This is a genomic window from Oceanisphaera sp., from assembly GCF_048268965.1.
Classification (GTDB): Bacteria; Pseudomonadota; Gammaproteobacteria; order Enterobacterales; family Aeromonadaceae; genus Oceanimonas.
On the sequence record NZ_JBLWUK010000041.1, the window covers coordinates 1 to 22,498 of the forward strand.

Consider the following 22,498-nt stretch of genomic DNA (forward strand, 5'->3'; position numbering starts at 1 on the left):
GCCATTAACATCAAAACCCCAGCAGAAATGCTGGGGTTTTTTCGTTATGGCGCTGTAGACTGACGGGATATGATACCGCTGCTTTGCGGCTCCCCCTTCCAGTCCATTGTGTTGGCCACTCTGTGATATTAAGCAGTCATTAGCTTGCCGCAAGGTAAGCGTTTTTTGTCTATCGTGCAGTGATAACAAGGGGGCGCTTATGCCAATCCAATACAAAAAACTGGTTTTCTGGAACCTGCTGGCGGTCGCCGTGCTGGGTAGCTGGTTATGGTTACCGAATCATGGCTTCTGGTTAGATATCGACACAGCCATTTTTTATTACTTTAATGACAAAATCGGTGCCAGCGACGGCTGGGTAACGGCGGTAGCCCTCGCCAATAATCGCGCCTTTGACGGTGTGGCCTTGCTGGCCATGGGGCTGGTGTATTACAGCTATTACCGGGGCGCCACTGCAGAAGAGAAGCGTCAGCTGCAGATCATTGGCCTGATGATGCTGTTGACCGCGGTCGGACTGAACCAGCTGGGCCGAGCCATTCCGGTGGAAAGACCGAGTCCGACCCTGACCTTCGAGCATGTTTTCCGTCTCACCGAACTGGCCGGCTTCAAGACCAAGGATTCCTCAGGCGATAGCTTTCCCGGTGATCACGGTCTTATGTTGATGATCTTCACCGCTTTTGTCTGGCGTTATCTGTCCTGGAAGGCGGGGCTCTGGGGTTGCCTGTTTGTGGTGATATTTTCCGCGCCCCGGGTGATGGGTGGAGCACACTGGTGGAGCGATATTTATGTGGGCGCTTTTTCGGTAACCTGTGTTGGCATGGCCTGGTTGATGCACTCCGGGGTGTTTGATGCACTGCTTGCCTGGTTGGATCGGCACCTGCCCCGCTTTAACCGAGGCTGATCCGAGCTCCTTTTATCCTGATCGAACAGGGCCGGGATCTGGCGAATAAGCCAGTTCTCGGCCTTGCCTGTGGTATCTCGCCGTCAAGTCAGTACTACCATGCTCGTTGTTCTCTCCCTCCCTATTACGTTCTTCCTCACCACTTTCTCCCATCAGGACTGAATGTCGTTGTGTTTAAAACCAGCCGAAACTCTTGAGCAGGGTGGCCCCGAGGCTGGTGCTGAGCAATGAGCCCAGGGTGGTGATGGCGATGATGTTGGCGGCCAGCACCGCATTGCCGCCCATGGCGCGTACCATGACATAGCTGGCGGCGGCGGTAGGTGTGGCGCTGAGCAGAAACAGCATGACCAGCTCGGTGTGATTAAAGCCGAACAGATAGCCGCCCAGGGTAATGCAGCCCGGAATCACCAGCAGCCTTAGCAGGGTAATGGCGGGCAGCAGTCCGCTGGCTTCCTTGCTGCTTTTCAGGCTCAGGCTGGCACCGGTGCAGATCAGTGCCAGAGGCAGTGTCATCTGTGCCAGGTACTGACCGGTTTTCATCAAGGTTTCCGGCACGGTCCAGTCGAGAGCGGCAAAGGGCAGGGCCGCAACGATACCGATAATCAGCGGATTCTTGAGAATACCCGTGAGTACCTTGCTCACCGGCAGGCTCTCGCCCTGATTCAGGCTGCGATTCAGCGTAATGACAGCCAGAATATTAAACAGTATGGTCAGGCAGGCGACGTACATGGCGGCGGCAGCCACCCCCTGGGTGCCATAGGCATTATTGATGTAGGCAATGCCGACGATGCCCATATTGGCGCGGAAGGCCCCTTGCACCAGAATGCCGCGTACCGTCTTGTCTGTGGTCAGGCGCGTGGCCAGCCATTCCAGCAACACGAAGGCCACCAGGGTTGCCGCTATTCCATAAAGAATGAGGGAGGGGCTGGCCATCTGGCTGAAGTCGGTCTGGGCGATACTGGTAAACAGCAGCATCGGCAGGGCGATATTGAATACCAGCTTGCTGGCCCCATCGATAAAGCCTTCGTTCATCATCTGGGTTCGGCGCAGGCCGACCCCGAGTAATAGCAGCAGACAGATGGGACCGGTAATGGAGATGGAAAACAGCAGGTTGTCGACAAGTTGGTTCATGGATTTCTAAGGTCGGGGCAGGGGATAATCAGCATGCCTCGAGCGTCCATGGTGAGCAAGGCTTGTGCAGCCTATAAATGGAAAAAGGCGCATCAAGAGCGCCTTTTTCTATTTATGACTGATAATCGCCGGCACGTTCCGGTTGGTAGTCAACAGCCGAAATGCTTACCTGCAGCGTTTTACCATTGGGTGCGGGCCATTCGATGGTTTGCCCCACGCTTAAACCCAATAGCGCTGCGCCGATAGGAGCAAGCACCGAAATTTTGTCATTGCTGCTGTCCATATCGCGTGGATAGCACAAGGTCTTGGTAAAGGTTTCTTTACCGGTGGCCATGGCAAACGTAATGGTGGAGTTCATGGTCACAATGTTATCCGGTACTTCGGTAGGGGCAACCACAGTGGCGCGATCAAGTTCGTTCTCCAGCCGGGTGACGGCATCGGACTCGGGCTGTTTTTCAAGCAAGGCCTCAAGTCGAGCCAGATCCAGGGTAGATACAGTAATAGGTGGCAACTGGGCCATATAAACCTCCATAAAAAAGCAGGCAACGCTAAAAGCGCTGCCTGAACCCGATAGTTAAGATATACCCTAAGCTGTCTGTTTTAGCCAGTGGTGGCGGTGGCTATTTTTTGTTATCTCGCAAAAAGCAGAGAATATGCAAGTCAGTGGTCCGGGTTTGCGTTAAATCAAAAAAGTCCTGTTTCGAATGGGGCACACTGATTGCAATTACCCAGACAGCTCCAAAATATATTAAGGATTAAGCGTGAAAAAAATATCTATGCTGGTTGCCGCCGCATTATTGGCCCCTTCTGCCTTTGCTCATCAAGCCGGTGATTTTCTGGTGCGTGGCGGTGCCATCATCGTCAGCCCAAGCAAGGATAGTAACAACACTCTGGATACGCACTCTGACACTCAGCTAGGCCTGACCTTTTCTTACATGCTGACCGATAACTGGGGTCTAGAGTTATTAGGTGCGACTCCCTTTGCTCACAGTATACATACCGGAGGGGGTGAAGTGGCCAAGGTGAAACATTTGCCCCCCAGCCTGATGGCTCAATACTATTTTGGCCATGGCCAAAGCAAGGTACGTCCTTATATAGGTGCCGGTATCAACTATACCTTCTTCTTTGATGAGGAGGGGCGAAATGGCCTTAATGAAGCCGATGTGAGTGCCGATGATTCCTGGGGCCTCGCAGCCCAGGCCGGAATTGATATGGCAGTGACCGATAATGTATTCGTTAATGGATCTGTCTGGTATATGGATATAGATACCGATGTGACCGTCACTCATGGCGCCAGTGTGACGACATATAAAACCAGCATAGACCCGATTGGCCTGATGGTGGGCCTGGGTTACCGTTTCTGAGATATTGGCAAGGTGGGTTGAGAGGCATCATGCCTCGGCAGGGTTTGGGCAGGCTGGTGGGCCTGCCCTTTTTTTGGGCTTTAAAATCAGTATTTAGCGTTTTTTTAAAAGAAAATCTTGCATCCGGAAGTTCGGCCGTGTGAATATAAAGCCATTCAGACGTCTAAGTGTCCTTGGTGGAGGGCAGTGCTCAGATCCACGCTCACATGTGTTATTCTGAGTTTAATGAAATTATTGAGCCAATCGCTCGCTTGGATGTGGACGTGATTACCATAGAATCTCACATTCCGATATGCAGTTGAACGAAGAAGCCGTAGAGCGGCGCTGAAAGAGCGTATTTGGGTTAACCCCGACCGAGGTCCGAAGGCTCGTCACTGGGAAGAAACTCGTGCGGCCTTGGCGAACATGGTAGCGGCGACGCAAGCGCTGCGTAAGGCTATGCTCAAGCAAGGCATAAAGGAATTGTTTTAATTTAAGTTGTCAGGAGATAAACATGGGTTTTCATAGCGCGCGTCATGTAGAAGCGCTGAATCAGTCAATGGCCGAGCTGAATGGCGATATTAATGTCTCGTTCGAGTTTTTTCCGCCAAACAGTGAACAGATGGAGCAAACCTTATGGAGTTCTATCGAGCGGCTTAGCACCCTGGCACCCAAGTTTGTCTCCGTCACTTACGGCGCAAACTCCGGCACCCGAGACAGAACACACAAGGTGATCAAAGACATTCAGGAGAAAACCGGCCTGATTGCGGCACCCCACCTCACTTGTATCGATGCCAGCCGCGCCGAATTGCGCGAGATCGCAAAAGATTACTGGGACAACGGTATTCGCCAGATTGTGGCACTGCGGGGCGACTTGCCCGAGGGGATTGAGAAGCCCGATATGTACGCCGCCGATCTGGTGAGCTTGCTGAAAGAAGAAGCCGACTTTGATATTTCGGTCGCGGCTTACCCGGAAGTGCACCCGGAAGCCAAGAGTGCTCAAGCCGACTTGCTGAGCCTGAAGCGCAAAATAGATGCAGGTGCCAACCGGGCCATTACCCAGTTCTTCTTTGACGTAGAGTCTTACCTGCGCTTTAGAGATCGTTGCGTGACCATCGGCATTGATACCGAAATAGTGCCAGGCATATTGCCGGTCTCGAACTATCAAACCTTGCTGAAGTTTGCCGGCTTTTCCAACGTGCGCATTCCTAACTGGATGCATCAGCGTTTTCAGGGCCTGGAAGACGACCAGAATACCCGTAACCTGGTAGGCGCCAGTATCGCCATGGATCAGGTGCGAGTGTTAAGTCGTGAAGGGGTAAAGGATTTTCACTTCTATACCCTTAACCGTTCCGAGCTGACCTACGCGATTTGCCACAGCCTGGGCGTACGACCACCGGTTGCCGTTTCCGTTTAAAGCGACGAGCGCAATACCCAGCCCCCGCAGCCCAGGTTGCGGGGGCTTTTTTCTGGCCGTTCGAGCCGGGCAGTTCAGGCGCTGTTGCCATCAGATTGGCGATTAGCTTGTACACCGTCTCCATCCCGGATTGGCAATTGACTTGTACACCGTCTTTATCTCACTATGTCTTTATCTCATTATTAAAACTTTCATCCCGCACTCGGCAGATGCAGAGGCGGATAAACACTAGTATTCAACATAATAAAAGGACTTCTTATGCGCATAAAACCGCTGGCGTTTGCCTTGACCGCCGCCTTTAGCATGACGTTTGCTGCTCCTTCCTTTGCCCAGGAAACCCGTGAATTTTCGGTTTCTACCGTGCTGTCAGATGCCTTTCCCTGGGGACAGGCCGCTGAAAAGTGGGCCGAGTTGGTGAATGAACGCTCCGACGGACGCCTGACGCTCAAGGTGTACCCCAATGCACAGCTGGTGTCTGGGGACCAGACCCGGGAGTTTTCTGCCATGCGCAGTGGCCTTATCGACATGGCCGTTGCTTCCACCATTAACTGGTCGCCTCAGGTCTCCGAGCTGAACCTGTTCTCGCTGCCGTTTTTGATGCCGGATGAAGCGGCCATCGATGCCATTACCCAGGGTAGCGCCGGCGAGAAAATTTTTGCCGCCATCGATAGAAAAGGCGTCGTGCCCCTGGCCTGGGGTGAAAACGGCTTTCGCGAGTTGTCCAACTCCAAGCACCCGATCAATAGCCCGGAAGACGTGCAGGGCCTCAAGGTACGGGTAGTAGGTTCGCCCCTGTTTCTGGATACTTTCAGCACCCTGGGTGCCAACCCGACCCAAATGAGCTGGGCCGATGCCAAGCCGGCATTGACCACGGGGGCCATCGACGGCCAGGAAAACCCGTTATCGGTATTCGATGTGGCCCGGGTAGATCAGGTGGGGCAAAGCTACCTGACCCTGTGGCATTACATGGCTGACCCGCTTATTTTTGGTGTAAACAAAAAGGTATGGAAGTCGCTGCCAGAGGCAGACCGGGAATTGCTGCAACAGGCAGCCGTTGATGCCGGCGCCTGGGAAATCGAAAAGTCCCGTGGCGAGCTGAGCCAGACCCTGGCCGCCATCAAGGAGCGGGGCGTCGAGGTGACCGAGCTGACGCCGGAGCAGCATCAGGCGTTTGTTGATGCCACCGCCGAGGTGTATGAAAAGTGGACGCCGCGCATCGGTGCCGAGCTGGTGGCCGAAGCCCAGGCCGCCATCGCCGCCCGTTAAGGCTCTGTGTATCCGGCCCGGCTGCTACGCCGGGCCGCATTAGTTTAAGTTGAACCTCCTGCCGAGAGTTGTACCCATGTCAAAATCTGCCCCCGATGCCCGGCCCGAGCGCTGGCTGGCGGCTCTTGCCCTGCTGGCTGTCTGTGTGATCAGCCTGGGGAATGTGGTGGTGCGCTACACCACAGATGCGTCATTTGCCTTTACCGAAGAGTTTTCCGTATTTTTGCTGGTGGTGCTGACCTTTGCCGGCGCCGCCCTGGCTGCCCGTCGCCATGTTCATATTCGTATCGAACTGGTGGAAGGCTTGTTACCCGTTCGTCTGCGGCCTGTGCTGTATCTGCTGCAATGGGCGGCCAGTGTGCTCTTGCTGGGCCTGGTGGTCTGGTACGGCGCCTTGCTGACCTGGGAGGAATACAGTTGGGAGTCGCTGTCGCCCGGATTGGGCTATCCCACCTGGATTTATCTTGTCTGGCTGCCGGTGCTGTGTCTGGCCATTATCTGGCGGCTGACCCAGAGCATGGTGGAACGTTGCCGGGCCTGTGCTATCAAGGGGGCCGGTCATGAGTCCTGATCTCTTGATGCTGCTGGTGTTCGGTGGTGCCATGTTACTGGGTGTGCCAGTGGCCTTTGCCCTGGGATTGGGCGGTGCCGCGGGTATCGTGCTGGGGCTGTCACCGGATATGCTGGCGACCCTGGGCACCAATACCTATAACAGCATCGCCAAGTATCCGCTGATTGCGATCCCCCTGTTTATTCTGACCGGGCTGATTTTCGAACGGGCCGGGGTGGCGGCCAGCCTGGTGCGCTTTGCCCAGGCGCTGATTGGCCCACGCCATGGCGGCCTGGGGCTGGTAGTGGTGCTGGTCTGTCTGATCATGGGCGGCATGAGTGGCTCGGGCCCGGCGGATGCCGCCGCCGTGGCCATGGTGATGCTGCCGAGCATGACCAAGGCCGGTTATCCGAAACCCTTTTCGGCGGCCCTGATCGCCTCTGCATCCTCGACGGCCATCCTGATCCCGCCGTCGATCGCCCTGATCCTCTACTCGATCGTGGTGCCCGGGGTGGATCTGCGGGCGCTGTTCGCCGCCGGTTTGTTCCCCGGCTTGCTGGCGGGGATGTCGCTGTTGCTGCCGGTGTGGTGGCTGGCCAAACGCAACGGTTGGGAAGATCCGAGTCAGGGCGAGCGGCCCGATTTGAAAGAAAGCTTCATCAAGGCGTTGCCGGCGCTGTTTGCCCCGGTGTTGATCCTGGGTGGCTTGCGCTCGGGTCTGTTTACGCCTACCGAGGCAGCGGTCGTCGCGGTGACCTATGGGTTGATAGTGGGCATTTTCGTCTATCGCCAGCTTAGCCTGAAGGATGTCTGGGGCTTGTTGGGTGAAGCAGGCATGGTCTCCGGCGTGGTGATGATCATCATTTCGCTGGCGGGGATTTTTGCCTGGGCCGGTACCACCCTGGGTACCTTTACCCACTTGGCCGAGGCGATGCTGTCGCTGTCGGATCAGGGCTGGGTGCTGATGATACTGATTATGGTGCTGGTGCTACTGGCGGGCATGCTGCTGGATGCCATTTCCATCTACCTGATCATCACGCCGATATTGATCCCGCTGATGCAGCACTTCGGCTGGAACCCGGTGTGGTTCGGTATTCTGCTGGCGATGAACATTGCCATTGGTCAGTTTACCCCGCCGGTCGCCATCAACCTGATGGTAACCACCCAGATTGCCGGTATCCGGCTCGAGAAAACCTTTGGCTGGGCGCTGTTTTTCATGCTCACCATGCTATCGGCACTGATACTGGTGATGGTGTTCCCCGGTATTGCGTTGTGGCTACCGGAACGGCTGGGCTATGTCGTCGGCCCCTGGTAAATCATGAGCCATACCTGAGCTAAAAAAACGTGAGGAGTGAATCGTAAGGGGGTTACACGCCTCACTCCTCACCCCTCACTCCTCACCCCTTACGTCTTGCTCTTCACCGCCAGTAATCTCAAGGCATTGAGGGTGACCAGTGCGGTGGCGCCGGTGTCGGCGAGTATGGCCAGCCACAGGCCGGTGATGCCCAAAATGCTGGTGACGAGAAAAATAGCCTTTAGCCCCAGCGCCAGGCTGATGTTCTGGCGAATATTGCGATTGGTCGCGCGCGACAGGCGCACTGCATCTACCAGTCCGGTCAGTCGGTTATGGGTGAGGGCGGCATCGGCACTGTCCAGCGCCACATCCGTGCCCTGCCCCATGGCGATGCCGACGCTGGCTTGCTTGAGCGCCGGTGCATCGTTAATGCCATCTCCCACCATGGCCAGTGGGCCGGCGCGTTCGAGCTGCAGCAGCTGGGTGAGTTTGTCCTTTGGTGATAGCTGCGCCTGGTAGTCGATGTTGAGCTCGTCTGCGATGCGGGCGGCGGCGGCGGGGTGATCGCCGGTGAGCATCAGGCAGCGAATATCAAGAGCCTGCAAGGCGGCTATGGCGGCTTTGGCATCGCCACGCACCGTATCACTCAAGGCAAACAGCCCGGCCAGCCGCTGGTTAATGACCAGGGCGGCCAGGGTGTAGCCATCGGCCTTGAGGTGCTCGATGGTGGCGCCTTGCTCGGCAGTAACTTGCTCTGGTGTTAAGTGCCCAGGCGTGCAAATGACCAGAGGTTGGCCTTGCCACTCGCTCTCTATGCCGGCCCCGGGCAGCGTGCGCTTAAAGGGCAGAGGTTCAGGTGTTATCCCTTGAGCCTGGGCTGCTGCGACCAGGGTGTTGGCGAGCGGATGATGAGAACCGGCCTCGAGGGCGGCAGCCAACCCCAACACTTTCGCTTGGTCGAACGGCGGATAACACATCAACTGATGCAGTTGGGGCTTACCCTGAGTCAGGGTACCGGTTTTATCAAACGCCATTGTGTTGATCCGGCCTAATTGTTCGAGCGCCGCACCGCCTTTGATTAATATCCCCATGCGGCTGGCGCTGGCCAGCGCCGAGGTCACCGCCGCCGGTGTCGATATTACCAGGGCGCAGGGGCAGCCAATCAGCAGCAGCACCAGGCCGCGATAAATCCAGGTTTCCCAATCTGCTCCCAGCAGCAGCGGTGGCATCAAAGCCACCAGGCTGGCTGCAAATATCATGGCGGGGGTATACCAGCGACTAAAGCGTTCAATAAAGCGGGCGATGGGCGCCTTGTTGGCGTCGGCGGTTTCAATAAGATGCAAAATCCGGTCGATGGTATTATGCCCCTGCTCGGAGGTCACGCGCACTCGCACCGCCACATCCACCAGTAAACTGCCGGCAGCCAATGGTTCACCCCGTTGCTTGTCGACCGGCATCGATTCGCCAGTAATGGCGCTTTCATCAAAGGCCGCCAACTCGGTCAGCAGAATGCCATCGACCGGCAGACGGCCACCGGGATGCACTTCTATTTCATCGTTCGGTTGCAGCTGATGGGCATGCACGGTTTCGATGCCGTTAGCGGTGATTTTTAATGCCTGATCGGGCACCAGTGCCATTAAGGCGGTCACCCCGGAGCGGGCCTTGTTGGCGGCCAGACTTTCCAATTGCTCGCCGATCATGAACAGCAGCAGCACCATGGCGGCCTCTGCGGTTTCCCCCAGTAGCAGGGCACCGCAGGCGGCGACCGTCATCAAGGTTTCAATGGAAAACGGCGAGCCGCTTCGCGCCAGCTGCCATGCCTTGCGGCCAATCGGCCACAGGCCCCACAAGGTGGCGAGGGCAAACAAGATGGGAGCCGCTTCGGGCTGCAGCAGCTGGCTGAGGCTGGCGATCAGCAATAGCAGCAGTAATACCAGTATGGATCTGGACCCACGCCACCACGCCAGCAGGGGGCGGGGAGCTTCGGACGCTACGGACGAAGGGGATTGCTCATTTCGAGCGGTAAAGCCAATGGCAGTAATGGCTTCTTCCACGCGTTCAGGGAGGGTGTCAGGTGATAAACGCACCTGTAGTCGTTCGGTGGCAAAGCGCACCTCGGCACTGAGCACGCCGGGCAGGCGGCGCAGCGCAGTTTCTATTTTGCCGGCACAGCTGGGGCAGTCCATGCCTGCAATACGCCAGGAGTGGGCCGAGCCCAAGCCGGGATCATGGTTATCCATGACTGCGTTATCAGCCCTGTCGGTCGGGTGAGTGCTCCTTGCCTTGGGGGGATGATGACAACCCGGGCTGGTATCTTTGGCACTGGTGTGATGGCGGCAGGATCCCATTTACTATTCCTTGTCTGAAAAGCCTGATCCGAGTTTAAACCATGGAGGTATCTCCAGGGTCAAGAGGGGGGAGTACTTGCCGGGCATAGTCGATCAGGCGGTGAGACAAGTCTTTGTGAATGCCCCGTTCCAGTAACCATCGGTGCCAGTACAGCGGCTCGATGAGCCTCCCCTGGGGGTGCAGCTCAATGAGTCGCCCGGACTGCAAGTCCGTTTCGATCATCAATTTGGGGATCAGACAATAGGCGGCACCCGAGCGGGCAATGGCGACGAAGGCTTCGGCAGAGCGCACCGCGTGGCAAGGGTAGTCCCCGGGCGGCAAGCCGAAATGTCGTTCTATATAACGAGCGTGCATGTCGTCCCGCTGGTCGAACGCCACCGCCGGTGCCTGCTGCAGGGCGGCCAGGCTCAGGCCCTCAGCAAAATAACGATGCCGAAATTCAGGGGTGGCCACCAGAATGTAGTCCATCTTGCCCAGCACATCGCAGCGGCAGCCGGGTAGCGGCTCGGCGTGCAGACTGATGGCGCCGAAGGCCTCGCCGCGTTTCAGCCGTTCCAGGCTGCGGGATTCGTCTTCGATCAGCAGGTTGAGCTCTATGGGGTGGCTATGTAACAGCGGCGTGAGTGCCGGGATCAACCAGGTAGCCAGGCTGTCGGCATTGGTGACTATGGTCACGGTGAGCGGCTTTTGTGGGGCGTCCGGTAACAGGTCCGCCATGACGGCGCTTTCGAGCTGGCTGACCTGACGGTAATGGGCCAGCAATCGGTGACCGGCTTCGGTCGGGAGTGGCGGCTGCCCGAGTATCAGCAGCGGCTGGGCCAGTCGTAATTCCAGCTGCTTGATGCGCTGCGACACCGCCGACTGGGTCAGATGCAGCTGCTAGCCGCCAAGCTGGCGATGGGCTTGAACGAGACCCTATAACAGCTCCGCCAGCCTGCTCTGTTGTGACAAACGAGCTTGATGCACGGCCAGGGTGGTTTCCTCGACCAGGGCATCCACCTGTTCGGCGACCATGAACTGCTGGCTGAAGCCGGGACTGACCGGATCGATATGCAGTCGGGCGGCCAGTATGATATGGGCAATCAGTTCCCGTACCCGCTCTATGCCCATGGCCACTCGAATGCCGGTGCGGCTGATGCCGGCGGCGGCCAGGGCGGCATCGTCCAGCTCGGAATGGGAAGTCAGTGCCGGGCACAGCACCAGGGTGTTGGTCTGGCCCAGACTGACCATATGGGAGAAAGCCGGCTCCAGAGCATCGAAGAAACGCACGAAGCTTTCTCTGGGCAGGCCTGCCGGTTCCAGATCGAAGGTAAACAGCGGGCTGGGCAGGCCCAGCTCGAGCAGCTGATGCCGCAGCCCGGCATTGGGGTGTAGCTCCAGGGCGTGAGAATTCACCCGGATCTGCGGGTGAGAGTCCAGAAAGCGGGTAAACACCAGGGTATTGATGCACTTGGCCAGCATGCGCAGCTCCAGGGTTTTCAGCCCCGTCATCACCTCATAGGCCTTGTCGCCGTCCAGAAAAGCCCCCTTGATGTAATACACCTGCCAGAACAGGGTCTGCTCCCAGCCGGGCTCGCCCTTGGGCAGGAACATGCGGGGCTGTTCGCCTATCACCACACCGGCGGTGGTGCTGCCGGTGCCGCTCAGATCCTTGGTATAGGAGTGGATGACAAAATCCGGTCGTTCGGCCTTGTCGGCGCGCTGCAGTGGGCGAAACAGCACGGGGGTGGCCAGGGTGGCATCCAGCATCACCAGGGCGCCGGCCTGGTGGCCGAGCCGGCAGATGGTGGGCACATCCAGCATAAAGCCATGGGGATTGCAGGGCGACTCTATATAGACCCGCAGTCGTGCGCCCCGGTCCAGGGCCTCTTGATGATCGATGAGTGCCTGTTGCAGGGCCTGCTGGAAGTCGTCGGCCGTGGTGCCGTCAAACCACACCAGGGTGACGCCGAGCTTTTGCGGCCGGGCGTAATAGTCCTGCAGCAGCTGATGCACACCGCCATAGACATTGCGGCTGACCAGCAGCACATCGTCACGCTCCAGTACCGTGCCCAGCAGGGCATCGATGGCGGCCATGCCGGAGTTGAAGTTCCAGGCCAGATAGTCGGCGCTGTGGGGGCCGGCTTCCAGCTCGACCATGGTGTTGGCCAGTGCGAGCGAGGTGGGGTTGAGCAGCCGGGTGTAGATGGGGTGGCTGGACTCCCGCCCCTGAAAGGCATCGTCGATCCATTCGGTACAGGCGTAGACATAGGTGGCGGTGCGCACGATCACCGGGTTGGCGGAAAACAGTGCCGGCACCCGATCAAACAGCGGATAGGGACCTTTGGCCAGGCGCGAGCCCAGATCCATGTTCAGGCCGCGCCATTGCTGACGAAACGGGGTTTGCAGGTTTTCCAGCACCTTGGCCAGCTGAAAAGAGAGAAACTTCTTGGCGTTGAAGTGGCTTACCTGCTGTTCGGGGGGCAGGCTGGCGAGGGTGTCCTCGGTCAGTTTCCAGAGCGTATGAATGTCCTGATTGGTGCGGTTAAGATTAAGCACCGCCTGGCCCAGACTCCGGCCATAGGGGCTGTCGGGATCGATGCCGAAGTGCTGCAATTGTTCGGTGACCAGGGCCTGTTCATCCTTGGCCTGGCTGGAATGACGACGGGGTGATAACTCCGGATTAACAGACATATCTGGCTCCTGTTCAGGCATATCCTCAAGCATGGTTGAGGAAGGCGGAAAGAGCCAGAGATCCAGGCGCCGCTGTCGTCTTCATGCACAGACGGAGATCAGCAATGTCAGGTGACGGGGCCATGAGTGACCAAGATAACGCCAAGGTCACACCATGAACCCGTTCAGCAAACTCAGGCGTTAAGCGCCTGCTCCAGATCGGCAATGATGTCGTCTATATGTTCAATGCCAATCGACAAGCGGATCATCTCGGGCTTCACGCCGGCCTGTGCCTGCTCGGCTTCACTCATCTGGCGATGCGTGGTCGAAGCGGGGTGACAGGACAAAGAGCGGGTATCGCCAATGTTGACCAGTCGCTTGATCAGCTTAAGCGCATCGTAGAAGCGCACGCCGGCATCAAAGCCGCCTTTTAAACCAAAGGACATGATGGCCGAGGGCTTACCCTTCATGTAGCGCTGAGCACGCTCATAGTCGGGATGGTCTTCCAGGCCGGCATAGTTTACCCAGGCTACGGCAGCATGGTTCTGCAAATACTCGGCCACCTTGAAGGTGTTTTCCACATGACGCTCCATGCGCAGGGGCAGGGTTTCCAATCCTTGCAGCAGCAAAAAGGTATTCATGGGCGACAAGGTGCTGCCGGTATTGCGCAGGGGCACGGTGCGGGCGCGGGCAATAAAGGCCGCAGGGCCAAAGGCTTCTGTATATACCACGCCATGATAAGCCGGCTCGGGGTTATTAAACTGCGGGAAGCGCTCCTTGTGCTCGGCCCAGGGGAACTTGCCGCTGTCGACAATCATGCCGCCCAGCGAGTTGCCGTGGCCGCCTATGTACTTGGTCAGCGAGTGCACCACTATGTCGGCGCCAAACTCGAAGGGCTTGCACAACAAGGGGGTGGCCACCGTGTTGTCTACCACCAGGGGCACGCCCTGGGCATGGGCTGCATCGGCCAATCCCTGTAAATCGGTGACGTTACCGGCCGGATTGCCGATGCTTTCGCAGAATACGGCTTTGGTGTTGTCATCGATCAATTTGGCGATGGCCGCTGGGCTGGCATCCTCGGCGAAACGCACTTCAATGCCCATGCTGGGCAGCATGTGGGCAAACAGCGTGTAGGTTCCGCCGTATAATTGCGGCGTGGTCACTATGTTATCGCCGTTTTGTGCCAGCGTAATCAGGGCGTAATGAATGGCGGCGCTGCCTGCCGAGACTGCCAGGCCAGCAATGCCGCCTTCCAGCGCGGCCACCCGCTGCTCGATGACATCGTTGGTGGGGTTCATGATGCGGGTATAGATGTTACCCGGCACGTCCAGGTTAAACAGATCGGCGCCATGCTGGGCGCTGTCAAACTCATACGCCACGGTTTGATAGATGGGCACGGCCACGGATTTGGTGGTGGGGTCCGTGGTGTAACCGTGGTGAACCGCCAGAGTTTCGTCTTTCATTGGGTACTTTCCTTGTCAGTATGAAGTTGTTTAATGTAGAAATATTCTCTCGGAGTGTAAAGCCGACCTTAGTGGGGTAAGGTTATCCGTACCAGCAGCCCACCCTGGGGGTGATTGCCCAGTAGCAGGGTGCCGCCATGCTGGTGGATCAGGGTGCGAGCGATGGCCAGCCCCAGTCCTATGCTACCGTCCTCCAGGTTTCTGGCGGAGTCGAGCCGGGTAAACGGCTTGAACACCTCCTCTTGCTGCGCTTCGGGAATGCCGGGGCCAAAGTCGCGGATCTGTATCTGCACCTGCTCCGGCGTGGTTGCTAGTCGCACCTGCACTTTTCCGCCATATTTCACGCCATTGTCGAGCAGGTTTTGCAGGGCGCGGCGCAGAGCACTGGGTCGACCGCGATAAATCACGGCGGCTGGCTCGCACAGAGTCACATCGTGGCCATTGTCTTGCAAGTCATCACACAGGCTTTGCAGCAAACTGGGCAAATCCAGATTTCGTATTGGTTCGGACAAGCCATCTTCGCGGGCAAACTGCAGGGTGGCATTCAGCATTTGCTCCATGCGCTTGAGACCTTGTTGTATTTTTTGTTTGTCTTCCCCGTCGGGCAAGAATTCGCATCGTAATTGCAAGGTGGTAATGGGGGTGCGCAGGTCATGAGAAATCGCCGCCAGCATGCGGGTGCGATCCGAGACAAATCGATCCAGCCGGTTTTGCATGCGGTTAAAGGCGGTGAGGGTATCGCGAATTTCCCGGGGGCCGGTTTCGGCTATCGGCTCGGCTTTATCACCGCGTCCCAGTCGTTCCGCCTGTTGTGCCAGCTCTTTGAGTGGCCGGGTGGTGCGTTGCAACAGCCAGATCATCAGGCCCGTCAGCAGGGCGGCCAGCAATATAAAAGACAAGACGGCCTTTGCCGACCAGCCGGGCACCTCGCGGTCGCTTAACGACGTAAAGTTAAGCCAGCGACCATCTGCAAGCTCAATCCCTCCCTGCAGGCGAATATCGGGTCTTGGAGGGTGTCTATGGTGCGGAGGTCGGTGGTGCGGGTGCATCCACGGCGGTCGATGAACCCGGCGAGGGTTATGCTCGGCACTAATGTGAATCGCGAGTGGCTCGGGATAATCGAGCTTGCTGCGGACTATGTGCTCAAAGCGAGCACTGCGCTCGTCCGGCAGTGGTTGGCTGGTCTCCAGGCGTAAATGCAGGGTTTCGCTGCGGCTGGCGCGCAGTATCTCGTCGTGCAGGGCAGGAGGGGACTGGTTGAGCAGGCGAGTGACAGAAACAAGCCGTTGCAGGGTAAAGCGACTGTTGACCAGGCCGAGGGTTGCTTCGCGTTCCATGCGATAAATTTGTATGCCGACCAGCTGGATCAATACCAGCGCAAACAGGGCCACCATGATCACCTGACCGGTAAGGCTGCTCAGCCAGTAACGCAGCCGTTTAATCCCCATGGCGCACATCGGCCACCAGCATATAGCCGCCGCCCCAAATGGTTTTAATCAGCTGAGGTTGTTTGGAGTCTTGCTCCAGCTTGCGCCTGAGTCGGCTGACCAGGGTGTCTATGGCGCGATCAAACGCCTGAGCCTCTCGGCCGCGAGCCAGATCCAGCAGTTGATCACGGCTGAGCACCCGGTGAGGATGCTGAGTAAACACCCGTAATAAATCGAATTCGGCGGTGCTCAGGCTGACCGTCACCCCCGCATCATCGCGCAGTTCCCGGCGCGCCAGATCCAGGCACCAGCGATCGAAGTACAGGTGTTGAGTGTCTTCTGCAGGGGTTAAGGTAGCACCGGCGATGGATTGGCGCCTTAATACCGCTTTAATGCGGGCCAGCAACTCACGCGGATTAAAGGGTTTGGGCAGGTAATCATCGGCGCCCATTTCCAGGCCGATAATGCGATCGGTTTCCTCGCCAACGGCCGTCAGCATGATAATGGGCACTTGATTACCCTGGCCGCGCAACTCACGGCACAAGGTCAGGCCGTCATCGCCGGGCAACATCAGATCCAGAATAATCAGATCGGGCTCTTGATGAGCTAAATGCTGGCGCATGGCCTGACCGTCTCGTACCCCTTGCACCTGATAGCCGTGCTGCTCCAAAAAGCGCTTCAACAGGTCACGGATTTCTCCATGGTCATCCACCACCAGTAACTGTCTGCCCGTCATCATCTGTCGCCCTCTTGTTGTTACCGGGTCAGTATAAGCATCTTGCCGCGAGAAATGATGTCAAAGTATGGCAAGCCTCAATGGTGTCACACTTTGTGACAAAAAAGCCCTTGGCTGACACAGTTTGCTGACAAGCAGCTGCTTTACTAGATAGCGAGTCCACTTAGATAGCTAATCCATTCCTTGTTGAGGTCATTATGATGAAAATGAAACATAGCGCTCTGTTACTTGCCACCAGTCTGCTGGCCACGCCTGCCTGGGTCAGCGCTGCCGACCACCATGCTGAGCAAGCAAAGGCACATCATGGGCAAAATATGCCAATGCACATGAAAGAAGGCTGTGAGGGCGAGCACAGGGGCATGCACAAGCAACGTCATCATCATGGTCAGCGTCATCATGAGATGATGGGCGCCAAGATGATGGATCCGGCCCGTTTTGAACAGCACCTGGAAAAACGGCTGGCAAAACTGGAGACCCCGGAGTTAAAGGCGCAGTTTATCAGCAGCCAGCAGGCGCGGCTGGCGTCGGCCGAACAGAGCCGGTTGCTGCACAAAATGATGGCCGAGCACAAGGCCGGGCAAATAGACGATAACGCGCTGAAAGCGGCGACTCTGGAAAAAATTGCCGCCGATCACAAGCTCAAGCAATTGCGCATCAAGCAGATGCAAGACCAGCTGGCCGCTGCCAGTAAATAAGTGTGAAGGGTGAAGGGGCAACCGATGCACCGACCCTGAAGGCGAGGTGTTTTCCTCTTCACCCCTCACGGCGCAGCCTAAGGCGTCACGTCCTTGTCTATGGGCTGTTGCAATGAGATCAGGGTTTCGGTGGACTGAATTTCATCGATGGGCTGCAGCCTGTGTACCAGTACCTGCTGCAGCTCATCGATAGAGCGGGTCATGACCTTGATAAAAATATTGTAGTGGCCTGTGGTGTAATAGGCCTCTACCACTTCTTCCAGCTGTTCCAGCTTGGCCAGTGCCGAAGGGTAATCCTTGGCACTTTTCAGAATAATACCGATAAAGCAGCACACATCGTAACCCAGCTTTTTAGGGTTCACCTGCACCCTGGTGCCCTCTATTATGCCCGCCTGCTTCATTTTTTCTACGCGAACATGAATGGTCCCCGGGCTGACGGCGAAGCGTTTGGCCAGTTCCGCATAAGGGGCACGGGCATTGTCCATTAACGCCATGAGAATGGATTTATCCAGATTGTCGATTCGATAATGAAGACCGCTCTTTTCCGTCATATTTTACTCATTCCGCAAAATGAAGGTGTTATTTTAACGAATTTAGACCAAGGGTGGCTTTTTTTCTATTTAATGTTGAGTTTAAGGTGGCATTACCTGATTATTCATTAAAACCAACACGCAACCCAGGTGAATGAGATGAAGCAATCCTATATTGAACGCCAACGCCAGATCCGCTTTGTGAAGGAGTATTTCTCCGGCCAACTGGCGCAGCAGCTCAATTTGCTGGAAGTGCAGGCCCCCATTCTCAGTCGCCTGGGTGATGGCATGCAGGACAACCTGTCTGGCTCCGAAAAAGCGGTGCAGGTAAAGGTAAAAGCCATTCCTGACTCCACCTTCGAGGTGGTGCATTCACTGGCCAAGTGGAAGCGTCACACCCTGGCTCGCTTTGGTTTCGAAGCAGGAGAGGGCATTTACACGCACATGAAGGCACTGCGCCCGGACGAAGATCGTCTCAGCCCGATTCACTCTGTGTATGTGGACCAGTGGGACTGGGAGCAGGTGATGTCGACGCAAGATCGCGACGCCGACTTTTTAGTGCGTACCGTGCAGCAGATTTACCAGGGTATCAAGCAAACCGAAGTGGCCGCCGCTGCCGAGTTTGGCCTGACGCCGTTTCTGCCGGAGCAAATCCACATTCTGCATGCCGAAGAGTTGCTGAACCGTTATCCGGATTTGGATGCAAAGGGTCGCGAGCGGGCCATTGCCAAAGAGATGGGCGCCGTGTTTTTAATCGGCATTGGCTGCCAGCTGAGTCATGGCGATATTCATGATGTACGCGCGCCCGATTACGACGATTGGTCCAGCACCGGCAAAGATGGCCTGGCGGGCTTGAACGGCGATATTCTGGTGTGGAACCCCATGCTGGAAGATGCCTTCGAGTTATCCTCCATGGGCATTCGCGTCGATCAAGAGACCTTGCGTCGCCAGCTGGCGCTAACCGGCCAGGAAGAACGCGCCACGCAAGAATGGCATCAGGCCCTGCTGGCCGGTGAACTGCCGCAGACCATAGGGGGCGGTATCGGTCAGTCTCGTCTCGCCATGTTGTTACTGCAGCTGTCGCATATCGGCCAGGTGCAATGTGGGGTGTGGCCTGCAGAGCTGCACGGCTCGGTAGAAGCGCTACTGTAAACAAACGATTCAAGCACAAAAAACGGGAACCCTGGGGTTCCCGTTTTTTGTTATGCAATGTCAGTTAATAATTGATAGAACAGTTTTGTAATTGTTCATTAAGCACTTGCATGACCTGATGCCGGGTGACAATGCCGATCACCTTGTCGTCTTCTATGACAGGATACAGCTTGGGCTTGGCCCCCCCCATCATGCGTGCCAGCTCAAAGACGCCGGTATCGGGTGATACGGTGAGCGGCTCTTTATACATCAAGTCATTGACCGTCACGCGGTTGTCGCAGTGATAGCTGGCTTTAACCAGAGTAGGGATGCAGTCTTGCTCGGAAAGAAAGCCGATGATCTTGCGCTGTGTATCTACCACCGGCAGGCCGCTTAAGCCGGAAGACAGCAATTTGTCCAGTGCCTCTATGATCGACAGATCTGCCGTCAGCAGAGGGATGCTTCGCCGCATAATTTCGCTTACCGTCGCCACTACCATAATGATTCTCCTTCAACATGGCCTGAATCGAGTGTGCCACTATATTGCCCGGTAAGCCAACCGGAGCCGAGTGAGGCGGTTATTACCCGCAACACTCTCATTGCATCACACCCTACCAGTATAGTGCACCGGCTGTCGGATAGAGTTGGCATCGCCGTGTTTATCCGGCGGCTTGTGAAGCACTTTTCAGGCGAGGAATACCCCGCCCTGGCGGTGTTGGCCGTCAGGGCGGGGCATAGCACTGCGAGGAATGTTTGCTCGCGCCTTAAAACCGGTAGGGGAAGCGCACACCCACCACATAGTCGGGGGCATCCTGGGTCAAGCCTGCGGCCCAGTTGACCACCATCGACAGCTTGTCGTCTATGGCCCAGGTGACGCCCATGCCCATGGTGGCGGTGTTGCCGTCTGATCCCGTGACCTTGCCGCCGCCGATCCCACTATCGAAAGATTGCTCGGCTTCACGGCTGAAGCTCTGGTTAAAGCTCAATGACAGGCTGAGCGGTTCACTCAGGGCAAAGGCCATGCCCAGGCCATAACCGAAGGAATCCCCCAGCTGGACTTCACCGGCTTGCCCGGAACCGGCAGAAATATCGTCAAAATGCCGTTTCAAGTAGTGGGTGTAGTCGACGTTGGCGAAGATAATGGCCGGATCGACGGTTTTTACCGCGGACAAGCCGGTCGACAGCCCCCACAGCCCGGTGCCGGTGGCCAGTTTGGAAGGAACATCTTCCAGATTCGTGTTGGCATTGGGGGTGTTGGGAATGCCGAAAGGGTCGCGGCCGGTGGGGGCCGTGACCCGGAAGTTCCAGACCAGATCCGGGCGGTCGGCGGTTTCGGTCAACAGCCGGTAGTAGACAGCCGCGCTGATGTCGCCCAGGCCACTGTCGTTGATGTTGGCCTGCCCTGGGTCGTTTTCATCGTCACCATTGGCGGTAAAATCCATGTAACGGTAGAGATAGGGAATCTTCAGCTCGGCCTGCCAGCGGTCATTGATGGTGTAGCGAGCGGTGAGATCGGCCGTCCACTGATGGGAGCGAATGCGGTCGGTTTCGATGCGTCCCAGAAAAATGGCGTCGTAGACCACCAGCCCCTGCAACAGCAGCTGTTTGCGGTCGTAATAGGCGTAGCTGACGCCGAAGTCGAGGCTGAACTTGCGGTCAAACACGTTATGCTGCTCCAGCAGCAGATCTTCGGTGGAGCGAGCGGGGGCCGGCTCTTTTCGCTCTGCACTGGCACGGCCTTCGGCCATCTGACCGCCGGAGGCTGGCTGCTGTCTGCCGGAGAGCTGGTTTTGCAAATGATGCAGCAGCTGATTTTGCTGGATCAGGTGCTGACGCAGATTGTCGAGCTGCTGTTGCAGCAACGCCTCTTCGCTGTTAACAGTCGAAGAGGCGTCTTGTGCCATGGCCGCGGAGGCAACACATCCTATTGCCGCCACTGCAATTGTGGTTATTTTCATGCGCATTCCCTACATTTATTAGATTTATACTTTACTTTATCCCCGTCGGTAACTGCTGTCGCAGGGTCTGAGCCAAGCCAGCATAGGTTGCCGCTTTGTCACCCATGTAGAATTTGGCCTCATTGGAGAGTAGCTTATTATTGTCGGCAATACTAAATTGCTGCACAAATCCCTGATTGCCATTGTTGCTACGCACCATCTGGGCCGCCGTTATCTTGCCATCGTCGGAGGCGAACGCCATGCCCATACCGCTGGCGGTAAATTCATAACGAACCATGCCGCCGGGCAGGCTGAGCTGATAATGGCTTTGGGTCAGTGCCGTGCCGTCTTTCATCGGCATCATGCCTGGCTGAAAGCTGAAATCATTGATGCCGGTGTTGGCATTACCGGCAATCTGGGCCAGCTGCACCACACCGCTGCCGTTGGGGCTGTTTTGCGCCAGGCTGCCGCTGTGTGTCGTGCTGCCAGTGGCGGGCGTGCCGGAGCCATAGACATTGATCCCGACCTCGGGCTGACGGCCGGCATTGTTGAAGTTGACGTTCAACTGCATGCCACTGGTTAACATGGTGCCGTTGGGGCCGGCTATATTGGTGACAAATTCGATACCAAAATAGTGAGAACGTTGCTGGGCCACAAACTTGCCGCGCTGGGCACCGAGTATATCGTCACTCAGTAATACGCCTATGTCACCGTTGCTGAATATGGCCGGTTTTTCCGAGGCTTGCACCATAAACGTCATGGTGGAAGTCAATACCAGTAATCCTGCTGTCCATTTCATGAGAACCTCACAACAAGTCTTTATGATGGAAGCCAAATTCCATCAGGGCGGCATCCGACACCGGGGTAAAGCGGCCGTCTCTGCCGCGGGCCGTCAGTGGAAGCGCGGGGTTGGCAAGAATGGAATATTTGTCGTAGCCCGGGCCAATAACGCCCAGTACTATGTTGTTCCAGCCCGCCAGAAACTCGTCCATGTCGATGATTTTATTGCCCAGTGCCGGGTCGGCCAGATACACCCTTTGCTGACTGTCGACTTTCTTGAGCACCACAAAGTGATGAAAGCCGCCGAGATTCAGCAGCACTATGGAGGGGATCTTCAGTTGTTCGAGATCCTCGCCCTTGACCTTGAACCCCTTGGCCTGCATGCCCAGCATTTCGACATAGGCTTTCATGTCCAGCATGGAAAAACCGTACTGGGCAACCAGATCGGGGTCGGCCATGGCCAGCATGCCGTCCATGACCCATTTTTCATTGGTCGGCATGTTATAGGAATATTTGAGAATGGTGGCCAGTGTTGCGGCTCCACAGCTGAAATCGGTTTGCTGTTTCTCTACGCCGATAAAACGACGCTCGGCCAGGCTGATGACTTTCTTGCTGGCGCCTCCGGTACCGGGCACCACGCCCGTCATGTTGATGCTGGCGGCCAGGCTGGTGAAGGAGCATGACAGCAAGACACCGATAAGTAGCAGCTTCATTACTTTGCCCTCTGGGTAAATAAAGTGGCTCCGGCATACGCCGGAGCCAGGGCGTACAGTTACAGGTTGCCGGCGCTGAGTGCCAGGCTATTGCTTTGCAGGTTGTTGCTGCCGGCGGCCATGTTCAGACCGACGTTACCGTAGGCGCCCACCAGCGAGGCTCCCTTGAGAACGGCGTTGTTGACG

General features: G+C 56.8%; 23 protein-coding genes. 10 read left to right on the forward strand and 13 right to left on the reverse strand.

Going from position 1 to position 22,498, the window contains the following annotated elements:
- Nucleotides 1-199 precede the first annotated feature (199 nt).
- On the forward strand, nucleotides 200-898 hold the full coding sequence (locus ACN0VL_RS13895) for a phosphatase PAP2 family protein (protein ID WP_417618367.1): 699 nt from the start codon (nucleotides 200-202) through the stop codon (nucleotides 896-898).
- 174 nt (nucleotides 899-1,072) lie between these two features.
- Here ACN0VL_RS13895 and ACN0VL_RS13900 read toward each other — a convergent pair whose 3' ends face one another.
- Nucleotides 1,073-2,029, reverse strand: coding sequence for an AEC family transporter (locus ACN0VL_RS13900; protein WP_417618369.1), 957 nt, complete (start codon nucleotides 2,027-2,029; stop codon nucleotides 1,073-1,075).
- Nucleotides 2,030-2,141: 112 nt separating this feature from the next.
- Nucleotides 2,142-2,549, reverse strand: a complete 408-nt coding sequence (gene rnk, locus ACN0VL_RS13905; protein ID WP_417618371.1) for a nucleoside diphosphate kinase regulator — start codon at nucleotides 2,547-2,549, stop codon at nucleotides 2,142-2,144.
- Nucleotides 2,550-2,790: 241 nt separating this feature from the next.
- Between rnk and ACN0VL_RS13910 the strand changes: the two genes are divergently transcribed.
- From ACN0VL_RS13910 to ACN0VL_RS13940, 7 genes are all read left to right on the forward strand, one after another.
- A complete protein-coding gene (locus tag ACN0VL_RS13910; protein WP_417618373.1) occupies nucleotides 2,791-3,393 on the forward strand; it encodes an OmpW family outer membrane protein in 603 nt (200 codons plus the stop codon).
- A 176-nt stretch (nucleotides 3,394-3,569) separates the two neighbouring features.
- Nucleotides 3,570-3,695 (forward strand): hypothetical protein, encoded by a 126-nt coding sequence (locus ACN0VL_RS13915; RefSeq protein WP_417618404.1) that lies wholly within the window; start codon nucleotides 3,570-3,572, stop codon nucleotides 3,693-3,695.
- Between the two features lie 22 nt (nucleotides 3,696-3,717).
- Nucleotides 3,718-3,864 carry a hypothetical protein gene (locus tag ACN0VL_RS13920; RefSeq protein WP_417618406.1) on the forward strand — a complete coding sequence of 49 codons (147 nt, stop codon included), beginning with the start codon at nucleotides 3,718-3,720 and terminating at the stop codon, nucleotides 3,862-3,864.
- 22 nt (nucleotides 3,865-3,886) lie between these two features.
- The gene (metF, locus tag ACN0VL_RS13925) at nucleotides 3,887-4,789 is read left to right on the forward strand and encodes a methylenetetrahydrofolate reductase (protein WP_417618375.1); all 903 of its coding nucleotides are present in this window, start codon (nucleotides 3,887-3,889) and stop codon (nucleotides 4,787-4,789) included.
- A 258-nt stretch (nucleotides 4,790-5,047) separates the two neighbouring features.
- The gene (locus tag ACN0VL_RS13930; RefSeq protein ID WP_417618376.1) at nucleotides 5,048-6,055 is read left to right on the forward strand and encodes a DctP family TRAP transporter solute-binding subunit; all 1,008 of its coding nucleotides are present in this window, start codon (nucleotides 5,048-5,050) and stop codon (nucleotides 6,053-6,055) included.
- Nucleotides 6,056-6,131: 76 nt separating this feature from the next.
- Complete coding sequence (locus ACN0VL_RS13935) at nucleotides 6,132-6,626, forward strand: TRAP transporter small permease (protein ID WP_417618378.1); 495 nt, start codon at nucleotides 6,132-6,134, stop codon at nucleotides 6,624-6,626.
- On the forward strand, nucleotides 6,616-7,920 hold the full coding sequence (locus ACN0VL_RS13940) for a TRAP transporter large permease (protein ID WP_417618380.1): 1,305 nt from the start codon (nucleotides 6,616-6,618) through the stop codon (nucleotides 7,918-7,920). The genes ACN0VL_RS13935 and ACN0VL_RS13940 overlap by 11 nt, the downstream gene beginning before the upstream one ends.
- 89 nt (nucleotides 7,921-8,009) lie before the next feature.
- Here ACN0VL_RS13940 and ACN0VL_RS13945 read toward each other — a convergent pair whose 3' ends face one another.
- From ACN0VL_RS13945 to ACN0VL_RS13970, 6 genes are all read right to left on the reverse strand, one after another.
- Nucleotides 8,010-10,247 carry a heavy metal translocating P-type ATPase gene (locus tag ACN0VL_RS13945; protein ID WP_417618382.1) on the reverse strand — a complete coding sequence of 746 codons (2,238 nt, stop codon included), beginning with the start codon at nucleotides 10,245-10,247 and terminating at the stop codon, nucleotides 8,010-8,012.
- 34 nt (nucleotides 10,248-10,281) lie between these two features.
- On the reverse strand, nucleotides 10,282-11,124 hold the full coding sequence (locus tag ACN0VL_RS13950; protein WP_417618408.1) for a LysR family transcriptional regulator ArgP: 843 nt from the start codon (nucleotides 11,122-11,124) through the stop codon (nucleotides 10,282-10,284).
- A 39-nt stretch (nucleotides 11,125-11,163) separates the two neighbouring features.
- Nucleotides 11,164-12,921 (reverse strand): trans-sulfuration enzyme family protein, encoded by a 1,758-nt coding sequence (locus tag ACN0VL_RS13955; protein ID WP_417618384.1) that lies wholly within the window; start codon nucleotides 12,919-12,921, stop codon nucleotides 11,164-11,166.
- Nucleotides 12,922-13,094: 173 nt separating this feature from the next.
- Nucleotides 13,095-14,363, reverse strand: coding sequence for an O-acetylhomoserine aminocarboxypropyltransferase/cysteine synthase family protein (locus ACN0VL_RS13960; RefSeq protein ID WP_417618386.1), 1,269 nt, complete (start codon nucleotides 14,361-14,363; stop codon nucleotides 13,095-13,097).
- Nucleotides 14,364-14,431: 68 nt separating this feature from the next.
- Nucleotides 14,432-15,811 (reverse strand): ATP-binding protein, encoded by a 1,380-nt coding sequence (locus ACN0VL_RS13965; protein ID WP_417618388.1) that lies wholly within the window; start codon nucleotides 15,809-15,811, stop codon nucleotides 14,432-14,434.
- Complete coding sequence (locus ACN0VL_RS13970; protein ID WP_417618390.1) at nucleotides 15,801-16,529, reverse strand: response regulator; 729 nt, start codon at nucleotides 16,527-16,529, stop codon at nucleotides 15,801-15,803. The genes ACN0VL_RS13965 and ACN0VL_RS13970 overlap by 11 nt, the downstream gene beginning before the upstream one ends.
- A gap of 194 nt (nucleotides 16,530-16,723) precedes the next feature.
- Between ACN0VL_RS13970 and ACN0VL_RS13975 the strand changes: the two genes are divergently transcribed.
- Nucleotides 16,724-17,221 (forward strand): hypothetical protein, encoded by a 498-nt coding sequence (locus ACN0VL_RS13975; RefSeq protein WP_417618392.1) that lies wholly within the window; start codon nucleotides 16,724-16,726, stop codon nucleotides 17,219-17,221.
- A 77-nt stretch (nucleotides 17,222-17,298) separates the two neighbouring features.
- Here the strand turns inward: ACN0VL_RS13975 and asnC are convergent, their stop codons facing one another.
- Nucleotides 17,299-17,772 (reverse strand): transcriptional regulator AsnC, encoded by a 474-nt coding sequence (gene asnC / locus ACN0VL_RS13980; RefSeq protein WP_417618394.1) that lies wholly within the window; start codon nucleotides 17,770-17,772, stop codon nucleotides 17,299-17,301.
- Nucleotides 17,773-17,910: 138 nt separating this feature from the next.
- Between asnC and asnA the strand changes: the two genes are divergently transcribed.
- Nucleotides 17,911-18,903, forward strand: coding sequence for an aspartate--ammonia ligase (asnA, locus tag ACN0VL_RS13985; protein WP_417618396.1), 993 nt, complete (start codon nucleotides 17,911-17,913; stop codon nucleotides 18,901-18,903).
- Nucleotides 18,904-18,967: 64 nt separating this feature from the next.
- On the opposite strand, the gene ACN0VL_RS13990 is transcribed toward asnA, so the two are convergent.
- The 4 genes from ACN0VL_RS13990 to ACN0VL_RS14005 form a co-directional block, all read right to left on the reverse strand.
- The gene (locus ACN0VL_RS13990; protein ID WP_417618410.1) at nucleotides 18,968-19,375 is read right to left on the reverse strand and encodes a CBS domain-containing protein; all 408 of its coding nucleotides are present in this window, start codon (nucleotides 19,373-19,375) and stop codon (nucleotides 18,968-18,970) included.
- A 271-nt stretch (nucleotides 19,376-19,646) separates the two neighbouring features.
- Nucleotides 19,647-20,840 carry a transporter gene (locus ACN0VL_RS13995; RefSeq protein WP_417618398.1) on the reverse strand — a complete coding sequence of 398 codons (1,194 nt, stop codon included), beginning with the start codon at nucleotides 20,838-20,840 and terminating at the stop codon, nucleotides 19,647-19,649.
- 31 nt (nucleotides 20,841-20,871) lie between these two features.
- Nucleotides 20,872-21,618, reverse strand: coding sequence for a hypothetical protein (locus tag ACN0VL_RS14000; protein WP_417618400.1), 747 nt, complete (start codon nucleotides 21,616-21,618; stop codon nucleotides 20,872-20,874).
- 7 nt (nucleotides 21,619-21,625) lie between these two features.
- A complete protein-coding gene (locus ACN0VL_RS14005; protein ID WP_417618402.1) occupies nucleotides 21,626-22,312 on the reverse strand; it encodes a C39 family peptidase in 687 nt (228 codons plus the stop codon).
- Between the last annotated feature and the right edge of the window lie 186 nt (nucleotides 22,313-22,498).

What these genes read in the sequence shown, in the direction of transcription:
- ACN0VL_RS13995 (WP_417618398.1), bottom strand. Translation starts at nt 20,840, where the DNA reads ATGAAAATAACCACAATTGCAGTGGCGGCAATAGGATGTGTTGCCTCC.
- ACN0VL_RS13935 (WP_417618378.1), top strand. Translation starts at nt 6,132, where the DNA reads ATGTCAAAATCTGCCCCCGATGCCCGGCCCGAGCGCTGGCTGGCGGCT.
- ACN0VL_RS13960 (WP_417618386.1), bottom strand. Translation starts at nt 14,363, where the DNA reads ATGAAAGACGAAACTCTGGCGGTTCACCACGGTTACACCACGGACCCC.
- ACN0VL_RS14000 (WP_417618400.1), bottom strand. Translation starts at nt 21,618, where the DNA reads ATGAAATGGACAGCAGGATTACTGGTATTGACTTCCACCATGACGTTT.
- ACN0VL_RS13900 (WP_417618369.1), bottom strand. Translation starts at nt 2,029, where the DNA reads ATGAACCAACTTGTCGACAACCTGCTGTTTTCCATCTCCATTACCGGT.
- ACN0VL_RS13975 (WP_417618392.1), top strand. Translation starts at nt 16,724, where the DNA reads ATGATGAAAATGAAACATAGCGCTCTGTTACTTGCCACCAGTCTGCTG.
- ACN0VL_RS13895 (WP_417618367.1), top strand. Translation starts at nt 200, where the DNA reads ATGCCAATCCAATACAAAAAACTGGTTTTCTGGAACCTGCTGGCGGTC.
- ACN0VL_RS13955 (WP_417618384.1), bottom strand. Translation starts at nt 12,921, where the DNA reads ATGTCTGTTAATCCGGAGTTATCACCCCGTCGTCATTCCAGCCAGGCC.
- ACN0VL_RS13970 (WP_417618390.1), bottom strand. Translation starts at nt 16,529, where the DNA reads ATGATGACGGGCAGACAGTTACTGGTGGTGGATGACCATGGAGAAATC.
- ACN0VL_RS13930 (WP_417618376.1), top strand. Translation starts at nt 5,048, where the DNA reads ATGCGCATAAAACCGCTGGCGTTTGCCTTGACCGCCGCCTTTAGCATG.
- ACN0VL_RS14005 (WP_417618402.1), bottom strand. Translation starts at nt 22,312, where the DNA reads ATGAAGCTGCTACTTATCGGTGTCTTGCTGTCATGCTCCTTCACCAGC.
- ACN0VL_RS13945 (WP_417618382.1), bottom strand. Translation starts at nt 10,247, where the DNA reads ATGGGATCCTGCCGCCATCACACCAGTGCCAAAGATACCAGCCCGGGT.
- rnk (WP_417618371.1), bottom strand. Translation starts at nt 2,549, where the DNA reads ATGGCCCAGTTGCCACCTATTACTGTATCTACCCTGGATCTGGCTCGA.
- asnA (WP_417618396.1), top strand. Translation starts at nt 17,911, where the DNA reads ATGAAGCAATCCTATATTGAACGCCAACGCCAGATCCGCTTTGTGAAG.
- asnC (WP_417618394.1), bottom strand. Translation starts at nt 17,772, where the DNA reads ATGACGGAAAAGAGCGGTCTTCATTATCGAATCGACAATCTGGATAAA.
- ACN0VL_RS13965 (WP_417618388.1), bottom strand. Translation starts at nt 15,811, where the DNA reads ATGGGGATTAAACGGCTGCGTTACTGGCTGAGCAGCCTTACCGGTCAG.
- ACN0VL_RS13940 (WP_417618380.1), top strand. Translation starts at nt 6,616, where the DNA reads ATGAGTCCTGATCTCTTGATGCTGCTGGTGTTCGGTGGTGCCATGTTA.
- metF (WP_417618375.1), top strand. Translation starts at nt 3,887, where the DNA reads ATGGGTTTTCATAGCGCGCGTCATGTAGAAGCGCTGAATCAGTCAATG.